The following is a 21,008-nucleotide window of genomic DNA, read 5'->3' on the forward strand; positions in this document are numbered from 1 at the left end:
ACCCTACCGCGGCGGGACGTGCCCGGAGACGACTCGCTCGACGAACCGCTCGGCGACCTCGCGCAGTTTGGTGTTCTCCCGCTGCGATTGCTCCACCAGCAGCGAGAAGGCGTCTTCCGCGCCGACCTGGCGGATCGCCATCAGCATGCCCTTGGCCTGGTCGATGACCGCGCGGGAGGTCAGCGCGGTGCGCAGATGCTCGGCCGTGTCCCGGGCGCGCAGGTACCGGTGGTAGACGCGGAGGATCGCCTCCACCGCGGCCGTGTAGAGCTCGAGCAACTGCGCTTCGACCTCCTCGAAGCCGTCGTCCTGCCGTCCGTAGCAGTTGATCGCGCCGGAGAACTGCTCGTCGGCCACCAGCGGGGCGGCGAGGAAGCTCCCGAAGCCCGCCTCCCGGGCGCCCCGGGCGAAGTCCGGCCAGGTCTCGAGCGCGTCGGACACCGTGGTGCGGACGATCTTGCCGCCCCGCATCGCCTCCAGGCAGGGGCCGTCGCCGATCCGGTACTGCTCGCCGTCGAGCTCGTCGATCACGGCGCTGGTGGCGGTCGCGGTGTGCGGCACTTCGCCGGTGACCAGGGTGACCGATGCCTCGTCGACGCCGGGGAGGGCGTGGCGCACCTGCCGGCAGACGTGCTGCAGCAGGATCCGGAAGTCGTCTTCCTCCCGCAGCACCGCGTTGAGGGCTTCCAGCGCCCCGGTGACCTCGTCGAACAACGGCGACGCCGGTGCGGTCTCCGGCCGTTCCATGGGTGCTCCTCCCGCTCGGCACGCGAAGTGCCTCCGGGTACCCACTTCGCCGCCGATCCATGTCCGCCGGGTCAGCGCGCGTGGCCGCCAGTACGCCCAGCTCATGCCGAGTAGTGGATCGTGGCGATCAGGTTGCCGTCGTCGGGCACGTTCCGGAGGGGTTTACCGGCGACCCCGGATTGGTAATCACCGGCCATGTCGTCGGAACAGGCCTCGCCGGGCGGGCTGCCGCTGGACGGTGAGCTGGCCGCGGTCGCCGCCCGGATGTCCGGGCTGCTGCTGTCGCGCGAAACCGTGGATTCGGTGCTGGAGCTGATCGTTTCACTGGCGGACACGACGATCACCGCGGCGGCCGGCGTGGGGGTCACCCTCGTCGACGCAGAGGGTGGCTTCGTCACGACGAGTGCGTCGGGCCCGCTGGTGCGGGAGGCCGACGCCCTGCAGTACGAGCTCGGCGAAGGCCCCTGCATGGCCGCGCTGGCCGGGTGCTCGCCGCAGCGGATCGACGACGTCGCCACCGAACGGCGGTGGCGCCGGTGGTGCGCCGCGGTCGCCGGCTCGGGGCTGCGGTCGGTCGTCACCGCCCCGATGGTCACCGACGACGGCTGCCACGGCGCCATCAAGATCTACGCGACGGCGCCCGGCGCCTTCGGGCCCGTCGACGAGCGGGCGCTGGTGTCCTTCGCCGACCGGGCGGCCGTGCTCGTCGCCAACGCCCGGGCTTCCGAGCGGGCCGGCCGGTTGAGCGAGCGGTTCAAGGACACGCTGCGCGACCGCGACCGGATCGCCATGGCGAAGGGTTTCCTGATGGGCCGCGACGGCCTCGGCGAGGAAGCCGCGTTCGACCGGCTGCTCTCGCTGGCCCGCACCCACGGCGGCAGCCCCGCCGAGGCTGCCGCCCGCCTCGTCGGCCCGGTGCCGCGGGAAGGGTGAGCGCATGCGTTTCCTGCCCGAGGACGAACAGCGGCGGCTGATCGCCTCCTGCTTCGCCCGGAGCGACCTGACGCTGGAACAGCTGTGGATGCGCTACTTCGCGCTCGGCGGCAGCCTGGGCCTGCTGGAGCTGGACGCCTACCTCAACGGGCTGGTGACGCTGCCCCGCGTCGATCGCGACATGGTCGCCCACGCCGTCAACGAGCGGCTCGACGAGGTGACCGGCCCGGCCCGCGCGCCCTACAGCCACTCGCTGCAGGACGCGAAACCGTTGCACGGTCCGCTGAAGGCGCTCGTCGACCTCCTCGAGGGCGCGCACCGCGCCCCGCCGGAGCGGCTCCCGGCGATCGTCGCCGAGGCGGGCCGCTCGCTCGACCTGACGATCGGCGTCTACCTGGCCGACTACGACCAGCGGACGCTCGTGCCGCTGCAGCCGGGTGCCGCGGAGCTCGACATCGAGAGCACGATCGGCGGCGACGTGTTCCGCCGCGCCGGGACCACCGTGACCCGCGACGGGACACTGTGGACGGTGCTGCTCGACGGCGTCGAGCGGCTCGGGGTCCTGGAGATCGTCCCGGCCGGCGATCCGGACGACCCGGCGCTGCGGGAGCAGTGCCGCTGGCTGGCCACGCTGCTGGGGCACCTCGTCACCATCACGACCCAGTACGGCGACGGCCTGGACCGCCGTCGCCGCCACCGGCGTCGTGGCTCCCCCGCCGAGCTGCTGTGGCAGAGCCTGCCACCGCTGACCGCGGCGACCGGCGACGTGGTCGTCGGGGTGAGCGTCCAGCCGGCCTACGACCTGTGCGGCACGGTGTTCGACTACGCGCTTTCGGAGGAGCGGGTGCAGCTGGCGATGTTCGACGCCGGCGCGCGCACCCGCGACGCGAACACGGCGGTCGTGACCGCGCTCGCCGCCTACCGGGCCGCCCGCCACGGCGGAGCTCCCCTCGGCGAGCAGTTCGCCGCGGTCGGGGCGGAGCTCGCCGGCCTGCCGCCCGTCGGCGGGGTGCTCGCCGAACTGGAGTTGAAGACGGGCGTGCTGCGCCTGCTGCACGCCGGGCGGCCGGCCACCCTGATCGTCCGCGACGGTTCGGTGTGCCCGGTCACGGGGCCGGTCGCGCCGCGGTTCGCCGAGTGCGGCGAGGTCACGGAGCTGCGGCTCGAACCGGGCGACCTGCTCGCGCTGTGCTCCTGCGGCGTCACCGAGACCGCGGACGGTGCCGGGGAGCCGTTCGGGCGTGAACGGACTGCGGAACGGCTCGGCCGGGACGCCGGGGAGCTGCCGCCGGAGATCGCCCGCCGGCTGACCCGCGCGGTGTTCGCCCACGGGGGTGGGGAGTTCCGGCAGGACGCCGGGGTGTTGCTCGCGCGGTGGATTCCGCGCTGAGCCCGGGTGGACCGGAGGCTGTCGCCAGAGACCGCCGCAGCGCACCGCAACCGACCGGCGACCGACCTCGGGCCGCGGCTTCAGCAGGCGGTGTCGTGGACCTCGGCCGCCAGCAGCTCGCGTAGGGCGTCCGAGAGGGAGGCGAACATCGGGACCACTGCCGCCAGCCCGGTGATCCGGAACAGCCGGGCCAGGGTCCGGCTGTTCGCCACCACGCCGAACCGCCGTCCCGCTGCGCCGGCCCGCTCGGCCGCGGCCGCCAGGGCCCGTGCTCCGGCCAAGCCGACGAAGGCCACCTGCGTGAGGTCCACCACGGTCGTCCCCGGTGGGGCCGCTCGCAGCTCACGATCGAGGATCGGCAGGGTCAGGGCGTCGATTTCGCCGGTGAGGGTGAGCACCAGGAAACCGGGGCGGTACTCCGTCCGGCGCGCGACCAGGGGCGCGGACCGGGTGGGGACCGGAATGGCAGGGGACACGGGTTCGGTTGGCCTTCCGCGCCGGCCGGGGCCGGCGACGCAGTGACGTGATCAAGGACGGGATCTTGATACCCAAACGCCCGTTCCGGAAACGCTCTCTTTCACGGCGAGACGCTCGTGAAGGCCGACCAGAGCCGTTCCGCAGCGTGGTGGGCCGGGGCGCCCGGCCGGATCTCGCGGAGGCCTTCCACGGGGGCCGTCACCTGGCCGCCGAGGTGCTCGACGAGGGCGACGGCCAGCTCGCGGACCTTGACGTTGAACTCCTGGCTGGCCCGGCGCAGCGTCTGCCAGGCCTCCTCCGGCGGGCACCGCCGGACCGCCATGATCGCGCCCTTAGCCTGCTCGATGGCGGCGCGGGAGGCCAGCAGGTCCAGCATCTGGTCGGGGTCGCCCGCGGTGGCGGTCTCGGCGACCACCAGCGTCATCTCGGTGAGCTTCGCGTACTGCCGCAGGACGGCCAGGGTTTCGGCACCCGGCGCCCGGTCGAGCGTCACCGACAGCACGAACGCGCCGTCCTCGTCCCAGTACCCGGGCAGCGCGACGGCACCGCGGACCACCGCGGTCGCCGGGCCGCCGTCGAACACGGTCTCGCGGGTCAGTTCCGGCCAGCGCTCGTCGCCGAAGAGGCGGTCCGCGGTGACCGGCTCGCCGGTGGCGTGCGCGAGCGGGACCGGCCCGCCGTGCGCCAGCTGGGCGGGGATCAGCTGCTCGGCGACCCCGGCGGTGGCCAGCACCCGCAGCGGCCGGTCGCCGCGCGAGACGGTCAGGCCCGCGCCGAGCAAGCCGGGCAGCTCGCCGGAGATGCGCTCGAGCAGCGCCTGCAGCAATTCGGCCAGCGGTCTCCAGCGATCCGCCGCGTTCATCAGTGTCTCGGTCACCCGAACCCTCCCACCGGTCGTGCTCCCCTTGATTTACCGCAAGCCGCGGAACTCCGCCTCCGACGCGGCCGGGATTTGTGGAACCGGCCACGCGGACAGGGGAATCGGCACGGCCGTCCGGGGTAATCCGATCACCCGGCTGCGCTCAGCAACGGTCGAGGAGTTCCTGCTCCCGCACCACCGGCAGCGACAGCGTCCGGTAGCCGACGTCGTCGAAGAGGACGGTGAGCTTGTCCTCCTCGACGGTCATCACGACACCGCGGCCCCACTCGGCGTGCCGGACGACGTGCTCCGCGCGGAATTCCCCCGCCTGCGGCGGATCCTCGGCCGTGGCACCGGCTTCGCAGGTGTCACAGTTGCCGCACGGCGTCGCCAGTTCCTCGCCGAAGTACCCGAGCAGGTACCGGCGGCGGCAGCCGGTGGTTTCCGCGTACGCGCGCAGCATCTCCACCCGCGAGCGGACAAGTTCGGCTGCCCGCTCCGCCGCTTCGAGCGCCCGCTCGACGACGACGCCGGTGTCCGCGTGGCCGTCGGTGAGCGCGAACCGGCCGTCCGGCCCGGTCAGCACGTCGCCGCAGCGTTCGAGCAGGCCGAGGGCGCGGGTCCGCCGCGCGGACGGGCCGGGGACGGCCTCGGCGAGCGGCCCGCGGCCCAGCGGTCCCGGCCGCAGCGCGTCGACGACCGCCCGGAGCTGGGCCTCCGGCGGCGTGGACCGGGTGAGGAACCGTTGCCGCGCGAGGTCTTCCGGCCGGTAGCAGAGCAGCACCCGCGCCGGCTCGCCGTCGCGCCCGGCGCGGCCGATCTGCTGGTAGTACGTGTCGACCGAGTCCGGGACGGACGCGTGCGCCACGAACCGCACGTCGGGTTTGTCGATGCCCATGCCGAACGCCGAGGTCGCCACCACGACGTCGGTCTCCCCCGCGGCGAACCGCTCGTGCACCGCGTCGCGGGCCGCGGCCTTCATCCCGCCGTGGTAGGCGAACGCGCGGACGCCGCGGGCGGACAGCGCCTCGGCGTAGTCCTCCGTCTCCCGGCGGCTCGCGGTGTAGAGCAGCCCGCTGCCGGCCATCGCCGCGACCCGGTCCACCACCGCCGCGCGCTTGGCGGCGTCTCCGGTGAACCTGGCGACCGCCAGGTGCAGGTTCGGCCGGTCGAAGCTCGCGATCACCCGCACCGGGTCCCGCAGGCCGAGCGCGGCGACGATGTCGTCGCGCACCGGGGCGGCCGCGGTGGCGGTGAGGGCGATCACCGGCGGCCGTCCGAGCCGGTCGACCACCGGGGCCAGGCGCAGGTAGTCGGGCCGGAAGTCGTGCCCCCACGCCGAAACGCAGTGGGCCTCGTCGACGACGAACAGCGACACGCCCGCCTCGGCCAGGCCGGCGACGACCTCGTCCTTCGCCAGCTGCTCCGGCGACAGGAAGACGTACTCGGCCGTGCCGCCCCGGATCGCGGCCCACACCCGGTCCCGCTCGCCCGCCGACTGCCGCGAGTCGAGGGCCACCGCGTCCGGCACGGCCGCGGCGTCCAGGCCGTCGATCTGGTCGCGCTGCAGGGCCAGCAACGGCGACACGATCACCGTCGGGCCCGCCAGCACCAGGGCGGGCACCTGGTAGATCGCCGATTTGCCGGCGCCGGTGGGCAGCACCGCCAGCACGTCCCGCCCGTCGCTCGCCGCGCCCATCGCCTCGGTCTGCTCGGCGGACAGTTCGGCCCAGCCGAAGCGCTCCGCGGCCAGCCGGCGCAGCTCGGCCACCTTCCCGTTGCTCATGGCGGCAGGGCTACCCCGGACGGTGCCGGGCAACCCACGACCCGAACGAGCGGTTTACCCGGCGGCGCGTCCGGGGTAGCCGAACGGTGATCCGAGGAGGCGCCATGACCCACCGGTGGTCCCGATGATGTTCAGCGAAGTCGTCGTCGCCGGGCAGATCGCCCGTGACCTGGTGATCGAGGTGCCGGAAGCGCCCGATGCGGACGCGTCGGCGCCCGTGAAGCACCGGCAGGAACTGCTCGGCGGGAAGGGCGCGAACCAGGCCGTGGCGCTGAGCCAGCTCGGGATGCCGGTGTCGCTGGTCGGCGTCGTCGGCCGCGACCGCACCGGGGACGCGCTGCTGGCCCAGGCCCGGGCCGACCGGATCGGCACCTCGCACGTGATCCGCCGTCCGGGCACCGAGACGGCGTTGCTGATCGACGTCGTCGACGACCACGGCCGCCGCCGCTACCTCGAGCACGTCCCGGAGGGGACGCTGCTGACCGAGAACGACGTCTTCGCCGCGTCCGCCCCGATCTCGGCCGCCGCCTCGCTCATCGTGCAGCTGCAGCAACCCGCACCGGTGGCCCTGCTGGCGGCCCGGCTGGCCCACACCGCGGGCACCCGGGTCGTGCTCGACGGGGCGCCGGAGTCCGACACGCTGACGGCGGACCTGCTCGCCCTCGCCGACGTCGTGCGCGCCGACGGCCACGAAGCCGAGCTCCTCACCGGGCAGGCGGTGGCCGACGTCGCCGCGGCCGCGCGCGCCGCGGCGGACCTCCGGCGGCGGGGGCCGTCGCTGGTCGTGCTGGAGGTGTCCGGGCAGGGCAACCTGTTCGCCGGCCCGGAGGGCACGTGGTTCGTCCCGGACGTCGAGACCGACGTCGTCGACCCGACGGGCGCCGGGGACGCGCTGGTCGCCACCCTGACCGCGGCGCTCACCCGCCGCCGCCCCCTGGAGACGGCGGCGAGCCTGGCGGTGGCCGCCGCCGCGGCGACGACCGGGCACGCGGGCGGGCGGCCGCACCTGTCGCGGGCCGAGCTCGACCGGTTGCAGCCGCGGGAGCTGGAGACCGTCCGGGCTTGATGTCCTAGAGGCCCGGCAGCCTCTGCCCGAGTCCCAGCAGCACGGAGAACGGGTCGCCGCGCTCGGCCAGGCGGGCCGGGACGTCCCGGATCGTCCAGCGGTCCGGCGCGAGATCCGGGTCGTCCAGCTCGTCCCACTCCAGCGGGACCGAAACCGGCGCACCCGGCCGCGGCCGGACGCTGTAGGGCGCGACCAGCGTCTTGTTCAGCACGTTCTGCGTGTAGTCGAGCCGGGCGCGGCCGCGGCGCTTGTCCTTCGTCCAGGCCCAGCTGACCAGGTCCGGCAGCACGCGGCCGATCGTGCGGGACACCGTCTCCGCCCAGGCGCGGGTCTGCTCGAACGAGCAGTGCGGCGCGATCGGCACCCAGACCTGGATGCCGCGCTGCCCGGTCACCTTGGGCCGGCCGGTGAGGCCGAGGTGCTCGAGCGCCGTGCGGTGCAGCCGCGCGAGCTCCAGGACCTCCTCGAACGTCGTCTCCGGGCCCGGGTCGATGTCGAACAGCACCCATGTGGGGTGGTCGACGTCGGCGGCGCGGGACGTCCAGGCGTGCAGCTCCAGGGCGCCGTAGTTCGCCAGCCACGCCAAGGTGGCGACGCTGTCCGCGACGACGTACCGCTGGCTCTCCCCTGGGTCGGCGCGCTCGTTGCGCCAGGTCGTCAGCCAGCCGGGCGCGTGCTGCGGGACTTCCTTCTGCCAGAACCCCGGTTCGGTGACGCCCTGCGGGAACCGGTGGGTGTTGAGCGGCCGGCCGGCCAGGTACGGCAGCATCGCCGGCCCGACCGTGGCGTAGTACCGGATCAGGTCCCGCTTGGTGACCCCGCCCCGCGGCCCGGGGAAGAGCACCTTGTCCAGGTTGGTCAGGGCGAGCTCGCGGCCTGCCACCGACCACCGGCCCTTGCCGCCCAGGGCGTCGAGCGCGGCCAGCTCGTCCTCGGTCGGGGCCTGCCAGCCGCCGACGGCCTCCTCCGCTTCCGCGGCCGGGCGGTCGCCGTGCCACAGGGCGTCGGGTGCGGCCGCGACTTCGTCGTTGGTGCGGCCGCTCTTCACCGAGCGCGGGTGGTCTTCGGCGTCCCAGCCGGGCCGCGCGTGCTCGTCCTGCTTGTGCAGGAGGAACCACTGGTCCTTCTCTCCGCGGCTGGTGCGGACCAGCACGAACCGCCCGGCCAGCTTCTCGCCTTCCAGGTCGAAGTGCAGCGTCCCGGCCTCGATCGCGGCCGCCGGGTCGGCCTCGACCGGCCGCCAGACGCCGCGGTCCCAGACGATGACGTCCCCGCCGCCGTATTCACCGCGCGGGATGACGCCCTCGAACCCGGCGTACTCGATCGGGTGATCTTCGACGTGCACGGCCAGCCGGCGGGCCTTGGGGTCCAGCGTCGGCCCCTTCGGCACCGCCCAGCTGACCAGCACACCGCCGAGCTCCAGCCGGAAGTCGTAGTGCAGCCGGCGCGCCCGGTGCCGCTGCACCACGAACCGGTGACCGTCCGGGCCGGCCGCGGCCCCGCCGGCCGGTTCCGCGGTCCGGTCGAAGTCGCGCATCTCCTGGTAGCGCCGCAGTTTGCGGGCCGGGTCTGCTGCCATGCCCCGGGAGTACCCACTCAGTCCGGTGCCGACCAGGGCGGGTTCTTCTTCGCCAGCTCCTCGTACTCGGCGACCTCCTGGGGCGTCGGGTCGAGGCCGGCTTCTTCGGCGAATTCCTCCGGGTCGGTGTCGTCGCCGGGCTCGGTCACGTCAGCCTCCCAGCGCGCCGCGGATGAGGTCGCGGGCGCGGTCCATGATCGCCGCGGGCGGGCCCAGCAGCAGGTTCGCCTTCGCGCTCTCGACACCGGCGTGCGGCCGCGTCGGCCCGACCGCTTCGGCCACCTTGGCGGTCGCGGCCATCGCGCGCAGCCGCTCCGGCGGGCGGTGGGCCCGCAGCAGCGGGAACTCCTCGCGCTCCTCGTGCTCGGCGTGCGCGAGGACGTCTTCGCGCAGCTGGACGAGCAGGGTGTCGAAGCCGTCGGCTTCCGGGCCCATCTTCTGCAGGGTGGTCAGCAGTTCCTTGGCCCGGTGCTCCTCGCCCAGCCGCGCGTCGACGACGGGTTCCGCCGCGGGCTCGAGGTCGCGGATCTCGGGGTGCACGACCAGTTCCTCCGCCGTCTCGTGCACGGCCAGCAGCCGCACGAGGTCGTGGAACAGGTCCCGACGGCGCTCGCCTTCCGCGGTTTCCAGCGCGGCGAACAGCTCGCGGATCTCCCGGTGCTGCCGCTGCAGCAACTCGATGACGTCCTCGTCGTGCTCCGCCATGAACGGCCTCCTCCGTGCTCGTTGCTCGGTCGGAAGCGGCGTTCCCCGTCCCGGTCGGGTCACTCGTCGCGGCGGGCGACTGTGAGCCACAGCGCGCCGGCGACGGTCGCGACGAAGCCGGCGAGGGTCCACCAGGACCACCCGCCGAAGAAGGCGACGACGAGCCCGACGGCGAGCAGCACGCCCCCGCCGATCGAGGCGGTGTCTTCCTGCCCGGCGCGGGCGGTGAAGGCCATCAGCTCGCCCGCCCGTCGACGGCGGCCACCACGAGCGCGGCGCACCGCGCCACGGTCAGGCCTCTTTCCTTCGCCATGGAGACCAGGGCGGCGTGCGCGGCCGGGCGGCTGAGCCCTTGTGCGGCAAGGACTTCCAACGCCAGGCCGACGACGTCGGTGGCGGGCGGGGTGGCGGTGCGCAGGGGCATCGGAAGACCTCCGGCTCGGTCGGCGGCGCAACGAACGCGACCGGATACCCCGCCGCGCCGGGTTTCACACCCCTACCGAACCCGGTGGGGTGACGGGCGTTCAACTCCCGGCGAGCCCTCTTGCGGCGACGGGACCGGCAGGGCTGCCTCCCCACGCGCTCACCCGGCGGCGAGCCACACCGCGGTGTCCGGCGGCACCCGGCCGTCTTCGAGCGGCCCGCTCGCCAGCAGCACCCGCGCGTCCCCGGGCAGCTCGCACGGCTCCCCCGCCAGGTTCACCACACAGCCGAACCCCGGCTCCCGCGCGAACCACAACACCCCCTCCGGCGCGGGCGACCACGTCATCGTCCCGTCGCCCAGGGCCGGGTGCTCCCGGCGCATCGCGAGCGCCGCGCGGTACAGGCCGAGCATCGAGCCCGGGTCGCCGGCCTGGGCCTCGGCCGTCCGCGTCCGCCACCCGGCCGGCTGCGGCAGCCACGGCGGCACACCGTCGCCGGTGAAGCCGAACGGCGGTTCCGTGCCCGACCACGGCAGCGGGACCCGGCAGCCGTCGCGGCCGCGGCGGGTCCGGCCGGACCGCTCCCAGGTCGGGTCGGCCAGCACCGCCTCCGGCAGGTCCTCGACCTCCGCCAGGCCCAGCTCCTCGCCCTGGTACAGGTACGCGCCCCCGGGCAGCGCCAGCATCAGCAGCAGCGCCGCCCGGGCCCGCCGCGTTCCGAGCGGGCCGCCGCCGAAGCGGGTGACGTGCCGGACCACGTCGTGGTTCGACAGCACCCACGTCGCCGGCGCGCCGACCGCGTGCAGGGCCGCCACCGTCCCGTCGATCACCTCACGCAGCGCGGCCGCGTCCCAGGCGCAGCGCAGGAAGTCGAAGTTGAACGCCGTGTGCAGCTCGTCCGGGCGGACGTAACGGGCGAGCCGGTCCGGGCGGTCGACCCACGCTTCGGCGACGAACACGCGGTCCGGGCCGAACTCGGCCGCGACCTGCCGCCACGACCGGTAGATCTCGTGCACGCCGTCGCGGTCCCAGTGCGGGTGGCGGCTGCGGTCGGGCGGCGCCACGATCCCCTCGTCGTCGACGCCGAGGTCGGGGAACTGCGGGTCCTTGAGCAGGCCGTGGGCGACGTCGATGCGGACGCCGTCGAACCCGCGGCCGAACCAGAACCGCAGCAGGTCCTCGAAGTCGGCGCGGACCTCCGGGTGCTCCCAGTGCAGGTCCGGCTGCTCCGGCGCGAACAGGTGCAGGTACCACTCGCCGTCGGGCACGCGGGTCCAGGCCGGCCCGCCGAAGACGCTGCGCCAGTCGTTCGGCGGCTCCTCGCCGCGGCCGGGCCGGAAGTGGTAACGCGCGCGTTCGGGCGAGCCGGGGCCTGCGGCCAGCGCGGCGCGGAACCACCGGTGCCGGTCCGAAGTGTGGTTCGGGACGACGTCGATCACGACGCGGAGCCCGAGCCGGTGCGCCTCGGTGATCAGCGCGACGGCGTCGTCGTCGGTGCCGAACAGCGGGTCCACGGACCGGTGGTCCTCGACGTCGTAGCCGCCGTCGACCATCGGCGAGCGGTACCAGGGCGTGGTCCACACGGCGTCGACACCGAGGTCGGCCAGGTAACCCAAGCGGGACCGGAGACCGGCGAGATCGCCGGTGCCGTCGCCGTCTGCGTCGGCGAAGCTGCGGACGTAGACCTCGTAGACCACGGCATCACGCCACCAGTCGTCCATGGCTCCGAGTATCTACGCTGGGGACGTGACCGACGCGTGGGAATGGGATCCGTCCCTCTATTCGGGCAGTGCGGCGTACTACGCGCGCGGACGAGCGGCCTATCCTGCCGAGCTCGCCACCGCCTTCGCCGAAGAACTCGGCTTGGACGGAACGGGACGGCTGCTCGACGTCGGCTGCGGGCCGGGGTCGCTGACCCTGCTGCTGGCCGGGTTGTTCGAGGAAGCCGTCGGGCTCGACGCCGACGGAGACATGCTCGCCGAGGCGAGCCGGCTCGCGGCGGGCGCCGGGAACTGCCGGTGGGTGCACCGGCGTGCGGAGGAGCTGCCCGCCGGGCTGGGGCGGTTCCGGCTGGTCACCTTCGCGCAGTCGTTCCACTGGTTCGACCGGCCCCGCGTCGCCGCCGCGGTGCGCGGAATGCTGGCGCCGGACGGGGTTTGCGCCCACGTGCACGCGTCGACGCACGAGTCCGTGGACCCGGCGGTCGAGGAACTGGTGCGCGAGTACCTCGGCCCGGTGCGGCGCGCCGGACGCGGGACGTTGCCGGCCGGCACGCCCGGCAACGAGGCGGACGTCTACCGCGCGGCGGGCTTCCACGGGCCGCGGCGGTTCGAGGTGCCGGGCCGGATCGTGACCCGGACGGCCGACGAGGTCGTCGCCGGGGTGTTTTCGCTGTCGAGTTCGGCCCCGCACATGTTCGGCGACCGGCGGGCCGGGTTCGAGGCGGACCTGCGGCGGCGGCTGGCCCCGGCGGAGACGTTCACCGTGCGGCTGCGCGAGATCGCCGTCGACCTGTGGTTCACCAGGGGTTGTTGAAGTCCTCGTCCTCTTCGACGGCGGCCCGGGGCCGGCGGGCGGACCGCGGTTCGCCGCGCACCGGCGGCGGCGCCGGCTGCGGTGCCGGTTCGAAGCCGGCGGAGTAGGCCTCGGCGTCGAAGGCGGACGCCGGTTCGGCGTGCGACCGGTCGGTGCTCCAGCCGGACTTCGTCTTGCGCTGGGCCATTTCGCGGACGTGCTGGACGTACCGCTCGGCCGCCTGGACCTGCTTGGTCATGTACTCCTGGGAGCGGGCCTTGATCTCCTCGCCCTGCTGTTCGCGCAGGGCACGGCGATCGGCCTGTTCGCGCACGAGGCCGTCGAGCTCGGCCTTCATGCCGGCGATGTCGGTCATGCGTCCTCCTACCAGGTCCGGGCGGACGGCGGGTCTTCGTCGTCGAGGGAGCCGATGATCCGCCGCCCCGGCTCGCCGAGGTTGTCGAAGACGGCACCTTCGATGCGGTAGGCGGGGGCGCGGCGTTCGGTGTCGCCCCCGCCGCCCTGGGCGCCGCCCATGGCCCCCATGCCGGGCATGCCGGCCATCGAGGAGCCGGACGCGCCGGACGGCCCGGTGGCGCCGGCCGCCGACGCGAAGGCGGGCTGCGGCGAGGCGGGGACCGCACCGGTGTGGGCGCCGCCGGAGACGGGCGAATCGCCGAGGCCGGCGGGCTCGAAGCCGGCGCCCGAGAAGCCGGGGCCGCCGTGGGAGCCGCCGCCGATGCCGGCCGGGTGGGCGCCGCCACCGCCGCCGCCGTGCGAACCGCCGCCCGGGGAACTGTCGCCGCCCGGGGTGCCCGAGTCGCCGCCGGCGTGGTGCGAGCCGTCGCCGCCGGGCGAGGTCGGGTCGCCGAAGCTGCCGCCGTGGGTGCCGTCGCCGGCGGCGCGGTGCTCGCCTCCGGTGGGCGAGGTCGGGTCGCCGTGGTCGCCGCCGGGCGAGCTCGAATCGCCGAAGGTGCTGCCGTGCGAACCGTCACCGCCGTCGCGGGGTGCGAGGTCCTCGAGAGTTCCGCGGTGGGTGGGCAAGTCGTCGAGGCGCTTCTCCGGCGTGTCACCGAGGGCGCCGGCCGGCTTGTCGTCCTCGCCCAGGGTGTACGTGGTCGGGGTGCCCTTGCCGTCGTCGACCGTGACCACCGTGGGGCCGTCCGGGCCGTCGGGGCGCTCGGCCGTGATCTCGAGTTCGCCGTCGCGGATGTGGATCTTGCCGTCCGGGCCCGGGCGGTACGTGTCGGTGTCCGTTCCTTGTGGACCGTCGGCCGGCTTGCCGTCGGACCAGTCGAGCTTGAAGTCCTTCGGGTCGCCCGGTCCGTCGCCGACCTTGATGTCCATCTTGCCGTCGTGGTCCGGCTCGGTCATCTCGAAGGTCTTGTCGCCCTGCTTGACCTTCAGGACGTCCCGCTCGTCGTCGCCCTTGTCGTCGCCGAGGAGGCCGTCCGGCTTGCCGTCCGGATCCGTCTCGATGCCTGGGCCGCCGAACTCCTTCAGCGCGTCCGCGGCCTTCTTCTTCGCGTCCTCCGCGGCTTGCTCGGCCGCCGCCTTGCCGTCGTCGCCCGAACCCGATTCCGAGCCCGGACCCGAGCCACCGCCCGCACCGTCGCCGGATTCCGTTTCGATGCCCGGGCCGCTGAACTCCTTCAGCGCGTCCGCGGCCTTCTTCTTGGCCGCTTCTGCAGCCGCGGCCGCGGCGTCCTGGCCGCTGTCGGACGGCGGCGGCACCGAAGACGGTGTCGTGCTGTCGGATCCCGGCCCGCCACCCGAACCCGAGCCACCGCCCGAACCCGAACCGCCGCCCGAGCCGAGCCCGGCGCCGGCTCCGGAATCGGTCTCGATGCCCGGGCCGCTGAACTGCTTCAACGCGTCCGCGGCCTTCTGCTTCGCCGCCTCGGCCTCCTGGGCCGCTTGCTGCTTGGCCGCCTCCGCCGCCGCGGCCGCGCCGTCGTCCTGGCCGCCCGCCGAGCCCGAACCACCGCCGCCCGAGCCGCCGGACGGCGTCGACGTGTCGGGGATCGGCGGCACCGAACCGCCGCCGGACCCGGAGCCACCGCCCGCACCCGAGCCGCTGCCGCCGCCCGCGCCGCTCGGCAGGTCGACCCCCGAGCCGCCGCCGGCGCCGGAACCGCCACCCGGCGCCCCGGACCCCGAGCCCGTCTCGGGGATCGGCGGCACCGCGCCGCCGGAACCCGATCCGCCCGAGCCGGCGCCACCGCCGGGCACACCCGCGCCCGAGCCACCGCTCCCGGCGCCACCCGAGCCCGCACCGGAACCACCGCCGGAGCCGCCCCCGAACCCGGAGCCGCCCGTGCCCGCACCGGAGCCACCGGGGCCGCCACCGGCGCCCCCGGCCGTCCCGGCACCACCGGTCGAACCCGGCCCGCCGGGCAGCGAAACGCCCTCGAACTCGTTCCGGATCCCGCCCATCACCTTGTCGAGCGCGTCGTACGCCTGGTCGACCAGGTCCTTCGTGTCCTTGCAGGTCTTCACGAAGCCCTGGTACAGCCGGTCCCACATGTCCGGGTTGAACTGGTTCTGCACCCACTGCTTGGCCAGGTCCTGGCCGTGCTTCTTGATCTCGTCGCCGTCGCAGCAGCCCTGGTCGTTGAGCGTCTTGACCAGGTTGGTCCCGAAGTTGAGGTCCATCCAGCCCGCGATCTGGGCGAGGTCCTGCTCGTTGCCGTGCTCGCCGTTGGCGACGGCGACGACCTTCTGCGCCATCGTGTAGTCGGCCTTGCCGACCAGATCGGTGTACATCCCGATCACCGCGTCGGCCTTGCCCTTGCACAGCTGGAACACCGTGGTGGCCGTGTTCAGCGTCGCCTCGCTCGCGTTGCCGAGCGTCTGGGACAGCTTCGCCGCCTTGGGCTGGATCTTGTCGTTGTAGGTGTCCGACGCGGCGTCGGCACCCGCGCCGCTCCAGCTGCCGAACAGCGTGCCCAGCTGGGAGCCGGTGTCCTCCAGCGTCCGGTCGACCGTTTCCGAGCCGCGCTTGAAGTGCCCGGCGTCGGCGACGAAGTCCGCGAAGCTGATCCCGCGCTGCTCGTCGAACGGCGTGCGGATGTCCTTGTCGAGGTCGAGCGCGCGGGTGTTGCCGCGGCAGTCGGCCGGGATCTTCGCCAGCAGCGACCCGAACGTCTCGAACAGCTTGAGCGCGGGCGCGGCCGCGTCGAAGATCTCGTCGGACGTCTTCGTCCCGGAGCCGGCGCCCCCGTCCTCGGCGGCCGCGGGCGGCTTCGTCTCGTCGAGCTTCTTCTTGCCGTCGTCGACGGCCTTCTTCTCCTGGTCCTCGTTGTAGCTGTTCTGGTCGCCGCTCTTCTTCGCCTTGTCGTAGGCGTCGTCGACCGACTGGCCGGCGAACAGCGGGTTCGCGTTGAACGCGTGCGCGTACTTCTCGGCTTCCTGCCGCTTCTGCTTGATCTCGTCCGGCTCCTGGTCGGCCAGGAACGGCGGCGGTGGCGGGTTTTCCCGCAGCCAGCTGCTGATCAGCGCGCTCTTCTGCGCCGGCGGCACGCTCGGGTCGTCCAGGACCGCCTTGACGTCGGACCACTTCTTCTTGTCGGCCATCAGAGCGAGCCCCCGGCGTTCGTGATCGCGCCCGCCTGGTTCTCTTCGTTGGCGCCGTAGCTCGACCCGGCGGTGCCGAGGTTCGTGCCGAACGAGCCGAGGGTGCTGCTGTAGCCGGAGACCGCGGCCCACAGCGCCTGCGCGCCGGCGGTGTACTTGGTCGCGTGGGCACCGTGCGCCCGGCCGAACTTCTCTGCCGTGACCTGTGCCGTCTGCAGGTCCGGGTTGTCGTCCAGCAGGTGTTCCGCCAGGTCCCCGATGGTTTTGGACGCCGTCGACAACGCTTCGGTCGTCGCGGTGTACCCCCCGCCGCTCATTTCCGCGCCTCTCCTGAAGATCCTCGAGTTCCCAGTGCTTCCGCCAGCACGGCCGCCACGGACCCCACGTCGGTGAACCGGTCGAGCCGGTCCAGGTCGATCGTCACCCCGTAATAGACCTCCAGCGCCGCCAGCAGCTTGATCCGGCCCTTCGAGTCGATGCCCAGCTCCTCCAGGGGTGCCTCGGGCTCGACGAGAGCCGGGTCGAGCCGGAAGGTGTCGCAGACGACCTTCGTGACCTCGGCGCGGTGATCACCCACAGTCGTCACCATAACGTGCCTTCGCGGCGGACCGGGCGACTTTGCCGCTCGATGTGCGCGGAAGTCCACCGGAAGGGACCAGACGTACCGCCCGCAGCGTCAGACCGTGTTCGCGGGAGACCGCGCGCAACACCGCCCGGGTGACCTCCCGGTCGTCGGCGTCGGCTCCGCGCACCCGCTCGGCCACCACCACCGCGCCCTCGCCGCCGGCGTCCGAGACGCCGAACGCGGCGACCCGGTCGCGGCGGACCGCGGGGTGGGCCTCCCCCGCCGCCGCCTCGATGTCCTGCGGGTGGAAGTTGCGGCCGTCGATGACGATCAGGTCCTTGAGCCGCCCGGTGACGTACAGGTCGCCGCGGTGGACGACGCCGAGGTCGCCGGTGCGCAGCCAGCCGCCGAGGCCGTCGAGCTCGGCCCCGAACGCGGCGGCGTCGCCGCGGCCCCAGTAGCCGTCCGCGACGTTCGGGCCGTGCACCCAGATCTCGCCGACCAGGCCTTCGGGCTGCTCCCGGCCGTCCTGGACGATCCGGACCAGCTGCCCGACGGGACGGCCGACCGAGACGAGTTCCTGGCCGCCGTCGGTTTCGACGGCCCGGCCCTGGGCGAGGGCTTCGCGGTCGAACACCGCGCCACGCGGCCCCTCCTCGCCCGCGCTGGCGACGTACACGGTGGCTTCGGCGAGCCCGTAGGACGGCCGGTGCGCCGCCCGCGGGAAGCCGCGCGGCCCGAACACCTCGTGGAACCGCTCGATCGTGCCCGGCCGGACGGGTTCGCTGCCGTTCAGCGCGACCCGCACGTCCGAGAGGTCGACGTCTTCGCCGGTGTCGGCGTCGGCGGCGAGGTCGTAGGCGAAGTTCGGGGCGGCGGTGAACACCGCGGGGTAGTCCGCCAGCTGCCGCAGCCACCGCCCCGGCCGGTGCACGAACTCGGCCGGGGCCATGAACACCGTCCGGCCACCGGAGAAGACCGGCAGGCACAGCAGCTGGATCAGGCCCATGTCGTGGAAGAACGGGATCCAGCCGGCGCACGTGGTGCCCTCGTCGACCTGGTAGGCGAGACTGCCCTGCCAGCAGGCGGCGACGATCGCGCGGTGCGGGATCACCGCACCGGCGGGCTCGCGCGTCGAGCCGGACGTGTACTGCAGGTAGGCCGGGCTGTCCGGGGTCACCGGCACCGGGTCGGCGCCCGGCCCGGTGAGGGCGTCGACCACCACGACGTGCTCGTGCGCGGGCAGGCGCGCCACCTCGGCCGACGACGTCAGCCAGAGCCGGGCGCCGGAATCGGCCAGGACGCCGGCGAGCCGGTCGGCCTGCGCGGGGTTCGCGGGCACCATCAGCGGGACGGCGATCAGCCCGGCGGCCAGTGCGCCGAAGAAAGCGAGGGGGTAGGCGAGTTCCTGGCCGGCGAGGATCGCCACGCGCTCCCCCGGCGTGGCCACCCGGCGCAGCTCGCCGGCCACCACGCGGACCCGGGCGGCGAACTCCGCCCACGTCAGCGTGTGTTCCGCGCCGTGGGCGTGGTCCTGGTGGGTGAACAGCGGCCGGTCGTCATCGGCGCGGGCGAACAGCAGCTCCACGATCGAGGTGCGCAGCACGGCCTCGGGCACGGTCGCCGGTGCGGTCGGACGAGGCACGCTGCGCAACCTACCGGCCCTCCGAAACCGGGTTCACCCCCGGGGCGAGCGCGGGTACGGTCGCAGACCATGGCCGTACCGGAAGCGTTGGTCTCCGCACTCGCGGACGAAGACCGGCTGCAGCTCTTCGCCCGCATCTGCACCGCCCCCGACGGCCTCGAGGCGGCCCACGCCCCGGCCAAGCTCGTCAAGCGGCTCGTGGGCGCGGGGCTCGTCGCCGAGGCCGGCGGCCGCTACCGGGCCGTGCCGGCGGTGTTCCGCGACGCGCTCGCAAAGGCTCCGGTCGACCCGCTCGACACGCTCTTCCGCCACGGACGGCTCGTCTCGATCCCGCACTCGGGCCGCCGGCGGCAGCTGCTGCTCGACTACCTGGCCGAGCGCTTCGAGCCGGGCCGGCTCTACACCGAGCAGGACGTCCGCGAGAAGCTGTCGATGGTCCACGACGACCACGCGACGCTGCGCCGCTACCTCGTCGACGAAGGTCTCCTGCAGCGCAGCAACGACGGTGGCGCCTACGGCCGTCCCTCGGAAGCCCGCGCCGCCGGCTGAGTCGCCGGGAGGTCGAACAGCGCGAGGACGCCCGGATCGGCGAACACGACGTTGTGCGCGATCCGCCCGTCCCGCACGGTGAGCACCTGCAGGGTGTGCAGCCGGAACACGCCGGTGTCGTCGCGGCAGTACGCCACGAGCGCGGGACGTCCGTTGGCGGCCGTGCGCGTCAGGCGCCACTCCGGGCCGCGCATCCCGAACAGGCGGTCCATGAACCGGCCGTAGTCCGCGCGGCCGTGGAACCACAGCGGCACCGGCGGCATCTCCATCACGACGTCGTCGGTGAGCAGTTCGACGAGGCCGGCGACGTCGGCGCGTTCGAACGCGCGCACATAGCGGTCGAGCGCCGCTTCGACCGCGGCGTCGTCCGGTTCGGGCACCTCCTCCGCCGTCAGGTCGCCGAGTCCCGCGCGGGCGCGCTGCAGGGCGCTGTTGACCGCGGCCGGCGACGTGTCGAGGAAGCCGGCCACTTCCGCCGCGCTGAACTCCAGGACGTCCCGCAGGATCAGCACCGCGCGCTGTTTCGGCGGCAGCGTCTGCATCGCCGCCAGCAGCGCCAGCCGGAGGGTGCCGCGGCGGGCGAGGCGGTGGCCCGGGTCGTCGAGAAGGGCGTCCGGGAAGGGGTGCAGCCAGGGGATTTCGAACGACGGCGTCAGCGGCGCGCCCGGGTCGTCGCCCGGGCCGCCGAGCCCGGACGGCAACGGCCGCCGGGCGCGCCCTTCCAGCGCGGTGAGGCAGGCGTTGGTGGCGATCCGGTAGAGCCAGGTGCGCACCGAGGCGCGGGCGGGGTCGTAGCCGTCCCACGCCTTCCAGGCGCGGACCAGCGTCTCCTGCACCAGGTCTTCGGCTTCGTGGACCGAGCCGAGCATGCGGTAGCAGTGCGCCAGCAGCTCACGCCGGTGCGGTTCGGTGCGCGTCGCGAAGTCCTGCATCGTTCTCCCGTCGCCCGCGGCTTCCGGTGGGTGTACCGGCGCGGCCGCCGGAACTCATCGGTCCGGCGGGAGAAGATTGTCTTACCGGTCGTCGAAGTCCTCCGGCCGCAGGCCGTCGAGCTCGGCGCGGAACCGCTCGACCTCGGCTTCGGTGTCGAGCACGTCGGCGGCCGGGCCCTCGGTCTCCTGCTCGACCTCGAGCTGCACGGACGCGACGTCCAGCACCTCTTCGGCGACGCGGATGGGTGCGCCCTGGCGCAGGCCGAGCGCGACCGCGTCGCTGGGCCGGGCCGACACGCGGGTGCCGGAGGCGAGCACGAGGTCGGCGTAGAAGATGCCGTCCCGGACCTCGGTCAGCTCGACGGCCGCGAGCCCCTGGCCGAACGCGGCGAGAACGTCGCCGAGCAGCTCGATGGTGCCGGGGCGCGGCTGCGCGATCTGTTCCCGCGCGCGCACGAGGGCCTCGGCCTCGCCGTACCCGATCATGATCGCCAGCCAGCGGCGTGCGCCCTCCGGCTCGCGCAGCAGCATCAAGGGCGCCTCACCGGGCACCGGGACGGCCATCCCCACCACTTCGATCGGGATCACGCTGACCACCGCACCCTCCGTGTCGTGGGACTGCTCCGCGCGCGTAATACCCACAACCGGGGGTTCACAACCCGATCCGGGCGGGGCGTTTTCCCGGGCGGGCTCTTCTCGGCTGCGGACTCCGCTCCGGAGCCTTGCCCGGCCACCGCGGCCGCTGGCACCGTCGGAGCGTGGAGCCGACGATTTCGCGCAGGGTGACCGTTTCCGCCGATCCGGGCACGGTGTGGTCGTGGGTCACCGACCTGCCGCGGATGGGCGAGCTGAGCCCGGAGAACGTCGGCGGCCGGTGGCTGGACGGCACCGGGCCGGCCCTCGGCGCGCGGTTCCGCGGCCGCAACCGCAACGGCGAGCTGCAGTGGTGGACGCGCGTGCGGGTGGTGGCGTTCGAGCCGGGCCGCCGGTTCGCCTTCGACGTGCGGACGCCGTTCGGCTCGCGGGTCTCGCGGTGGGAGTACGTGCTGGCGCCGGCCGCCGACGGCTGCGTCGTCACCGAGAACTGGTACCGGATCGGCAGCTGGGTGGTGCGGAAGTTCATGGGGCCGCGGGTCACCGGCCGCGCCGACCGCCCCGGGTACAACGTCCGGTCGATCGAACACACCCTCGCGGCGCTGCAGGCCCGTGCCGAGGAGCGCGCCGCCGCCTGAGTCTCTTGTTGAAACCCACTCGGTCCAGCTA

Annotated in this window: 23 protein-coding genes; 6 read left to right on the forward strand and 17 right to left on the reverse strand. The window is 74.0% G+C overall.

Features of this window, described 5'->3' with window-relative positions:
- Nucleotides 1-3 precede the first annotated feature (3 nt).
- Nucleotides 4-747, reverse strand: a complete 744-nt coding sequence (locus ACWEVN_RS03275) for an ANTAR domain-containing protein (protein ID WP_452050037.1) — start codon at nucleotides 745-747, stop codon at nucleotides 4-6.
- Nucleotides 748-942: 195 nt separating this feature from the next.
- Between ACWEVN_RS03275 and ACWEVN_RS03280 the strand changes: the two genes are divergently transcribed.
- Together ACWEVN_RS03280 and ACWEVN_RS03285 are read left to right on the forward strand one after the other, a co-directional pair.
- Complete coding sequence (locus ACWEVN_RS03280; RefSeq protein WP_452050038.1) at nucleotides 943-1,680, forward strand: GAF domain-containing protein; 738 nt, start codon at nucleotides 943-945, stop codon at nucleotides 1,678-1,680.
- A 4-nt stretch (nucleotides 1,681-1,684) separates the two neighbouring features.
- The gene (locus ACWEVN_RS03285; protein ID WP_452050039.1) at nucleotides 1,685-3,070 is read left to right on the forward strand and encodes a PP2C family protein-serine/threonine phosphatase; all 1,386 of its coding nucleotides are present in this window, start codon (nucleotides 1,685-1,687) and stop codon (nucleotides 3,068-3,070) included.
- An 80-nt stretch (nucleotides 3,071-3,150) separates the two neighbouring features.
- Here the strand turns inward: ACWEVN_RS03285 and ACWEVN_RS03290 are convergent, their stop codons facing one another.
- From ACWEVN_RS03290 to ACWEVN_RS03300, 3 genes are all read right to left on the reverse strand, one after another.
- Complete coding sequence (locus tag ACWEVN_RS03290; RefSeq protein ID WP_449682901.1) at nucleotides 3,151-3,546, reverse strand: STAS domain-containing protein; 396 nt, start codon at nucleotides 3,544-3,546, stop codon at nucleotides 3,151-3,153.
- A gap of 101 nt (nucleotides 3,547-3,647) precedes the next feature.
- Nucleotides 3,648-4,424, reverse strand: coding sequence for an ANTAR domain-containing protein (locus ACWEVN_RS03295; RefSeq protein WP_449682900.1), 777 nt, complete (start codon nucleotides 4,422-4,424; stop codon nucleotides 3,648-3,650).
- Between the two features lie 145 nt (nucleotides 4,425-4,569).
- Nucleotides 4,570-6,192: a RecQ family ATP-dependent DNA helicase gene (locus ACWEVN_RS03300; RefSeq protein ID WP_452050040.1), complete on the reverse strand. Its 1,623-nt coding sequence runs from the start codon at nucleotides 6,190-6,192 to the stop codon at nucleotides 4,570-4,572.
- Between the two features lie 124 nt (nucleotides 6,193-6,316).
- Between ACWEVN_RS03300 and ACWEVN_RS03305 the strand changes: the two genes are divergently transcribed.
- A complete protein-coding gene (locus ACWEVN_RS03305) occupies nucleotides 6,317-7,258 on the forward strand; it encodes a PfkB family carbohydrate kinase (protein ID WP_452050041.1) in 942 nt (313 codons plus the stop codon).
- Between the two features lie 4 nt (nucleotides 7,259-7,262).
- On the opposite strand, the gene ligD is transcribed toward ACWEVN_RS03305, so the two are convergent.
- The 6 genes from ligD to ACWEVN_RS03335 all read right to left on the reverse strand — a co-directional run bounded on the left by ligD (nucleotide 7,263) and on the right by ACWEVN_RS03335 (nucleotide 11,685).
- Nucleotides 7,263-8,837 carry a non-homologous end-joining DNA ligase gene (gene ligD / locus ACWEVN_RS03310; protein ID WP_452050042.1) on the reverse strand — a complete coding sequence of 525 codons (1,575 nt, stop codon included), beginning with the start codon at nucleotides 8,835-8,837 and terminating at the stop codon, nucleotides 7,263-7,265.
- A gap of 17 nt (nucleotides 8,838-8,854) precedes the next feature.
- A complete protein-coding gene (locus ACWEVN_RS03315) occupies nucleotides 8,855-8,986 on the reverse strand; it encodes a hypothetical protein (RefSeq protein WP_449682896.1) in 132 nt (43 codons plus the stop codon).
- Nucleotide 8,987: 1 nt separating this feature from the next.
- Nucleotides 8,988-9,542, reverse strand: coding sequence for a hemerythrin domain-containing protein (locus tag ACWEVN_RS03320; protein ID WP_452050043.1), 555 nt, complete (start codon nucleotides 9,540-9,542; stop codon nucleotides 8,988-8,990).
- A 59-nt stretch (nucleotides 9,543-9,601) separates the two neighbouring features.
- Entirely contained in the window at nucleotides 9,602-9,778 is a 177-nt protein-coding gene (locus tag ACWEVN_RS03325) for a hypothetical protein (RefSeq protein ID WP_449682894.1), read from the reverse strand.
- Nucleotides 9,778-9,966, reverse strand: a complete 189-nt coding sequence (locus ACWEVN_RS03330) for a hypothetical protein (RefSeq protein WP_310975595.1) — start codon at nucleotides 9,964-9,966, stop codon at nucleotides 9,778-9,780. The genes ACWEVN_RS03325 and ACWEVN_RS03330 overlap by 1 nt, the downstream gene beginning before the upstream one ends.
- 159 nt (nucleotides 9,967-10,125) lie before the next feature.
- On the reverse strand, nucleotides 10,126-11,685 hold the full coding sequence (locus ACWEVN_RS03335) for a glycoside hydrolase family 13 protein (protein ID WP_452050044.1): 1,560 nt from the start codon (nucleotides 11,683-11,685) through the stop codon (nucleotides 10,126-10,128).
- Nucleotides 11,686-11,710: 25 nt separating this feature from the next.
- Here ACWEVN_RS03335 and ACWEVN_RS03340 point away from each other — a divergent pair, with 25 nt between their 5' ends.
- A complete protein-coding gene (locus ACWEVN_RS03340; protein ID WP_452050045.1) occupies nucleotides 11,711-12,499 on the forward strand; it encodes a class I SAM-dependent methyltransferase in 789 nt (262 codons plus the stop codon).
- Here ACWEVN_RS03340 and ACWEVN_RS03345 read toward each other — a convergent pair.
- Genes ACWEVN_RS03345 through ACWEVN_RS03365 form a run of 5 tightly spaced genes read right to left on the reverse strand, consistent with a single transcriptional unit; the run spans nucleotide 12,483 to nucleotide 18,264 of the window.
- A complete protein-coding gene (locus ACWEVN_RS03345) occupies nucleotides 12,483-12,854 on the reverse strand; it encodes a hypothetical protein (protein ID WP_452050046.1) in 372 nt (123 codons plus the stop codon). The genes ACWEVN_RS03340 and ACWEVN_RS03345 overlap by 17 nt on opposite strands.
- A gap of 8 nt (nucleotides 12,855-12,862) precedes the next feature.
- Nucleotides 12,863-16,054 (reverse strand): WXG100 family type VII secretion target, encoded by a 3,192-nt coding sequence (locus tag ACWEVN_RS03350; RefSeq protein ID WP_452050047.1) that lies wholly within the window; start codon nucleotides 16,052-16,054, stop codon nucleotides 12,863-12,865.
- Complete coding sequence (locus ACWEVN_RS03355; RefSeq protein WP_310975589.1) at nucleotides 16,054-16,371, reverse strand: hypothetical protein; 318 nt, start codon at nucleotides 16,369-16,371, stop codon at nucleotides 16,054-16,056. The genes ACWEVN_RS03350 and ACWEVN_RS03355 overlap by 1 nt, the downstream gene beginning before the upstream one ends.
- Nucleotides 16,368-16,643, reverse strand: coding sequence for an acyl carrier protein (locus ACWEVN_RS03360; protein WP_452050048.1), 276 nt, complete (start codon nucleotides 16,641-16,643; stop codon nucleotides 16,368-16,370). Before ACWEVN_RS03360 ends, ACWEVN_RS03355 begins: the two co-directional genes overlap by 4 nt.
- Nucleotides 16,624-18,264 carry a fatty acyl-AMP ligase gene (locus ACWEVN_RS03365; protein WP_449682887.1) on the reverse strand — a complete coding sequence of 547 codons (1,641 nt, stop codon included), beginning with the start codon at nucleotides 18,262-18,264 and terminating at the stop codon, nucleotides 16,624-16,626. Before ACWEVN_RS03365 ends, ACWEVN_RS03360 begins: the two co-directional genes overlap by 20 nt.
- A 69-nt stretch (nucleotides 18,265-18,333) precedes the next feature.
- Between ACWEVN_RS03365 and ACWEVN_RS03370 the strand changes: the two genes are divergently transcribed.
- Complete coding sequence (locus ACWEVN_RS03370; RefSeq protein WP_452050049.1) at nucleotides 18,334-18,813, forward strand: DUF2087 domain-containing protein; 480 nt, start codon at nucleotides 18,334-18,336, stop codon at nucleotides 18,811-18,813.
- Here ACWEVN_RS03370 and ACWEVN_RS03375 read toward each other — a convergent pair.
- Together ACWEVN_RS03375 and ACWEVN_RS03380 are read right to left on the reverse strand one after the other, a co-directional pair.
- Nucleotides 18,777-19,745, reverse strand: a complete 969-nt coding sequence (locus ACWEVN_RS03375; RefSeq protein WP_452050050.1) for a sigma-70 family RNA polymerase sigma factor — start codon at nucleotides 19,743-19,745, stop codon at nucleotides 18,777-18,779. The genes ACWEVN_RS03370 and ACWEVN_RS03375 overlap by 37 nt on opposite strands.
- 81 nt (nucleotides 19,746-19,826) lie before the next feature.
- On the reverse strand, nucleotides 19,827-20,342 hold the full coding sequence (locus ACWEVN_RS03380) for a bifunctional nuclease family protein (protein ID WP_310975581.1): 516 nt from the start codon (nucleotides 20,340-20,342) through the stop codon (nucleotides 19,827-19,829).
- Nucleotides 20,343-20,503: 161 nt separating this feature from the next.
- Here ACWEVN_RS03380 and ACWEVN_RS03385 point away from each other — a divergent pair, with 161 nt between their 5' ends.
- Complete coding sequence (locus ACWEVN_RS03385; RefSeq protein ID WP_449682884.1) at nucleotides 20,504-20,977, forward strand: SRPBCC family protein; 474 nt, start codon at nucleotides 20,504-20,506, stop codon at nucleotides 20,975-20,977.
- Nucleotides 20,978-21,008 lie beyond the last annotated feature (31 nt).

The organism is Amycolatopsis sp. NPDC003861, assembly GCF_053605405.1.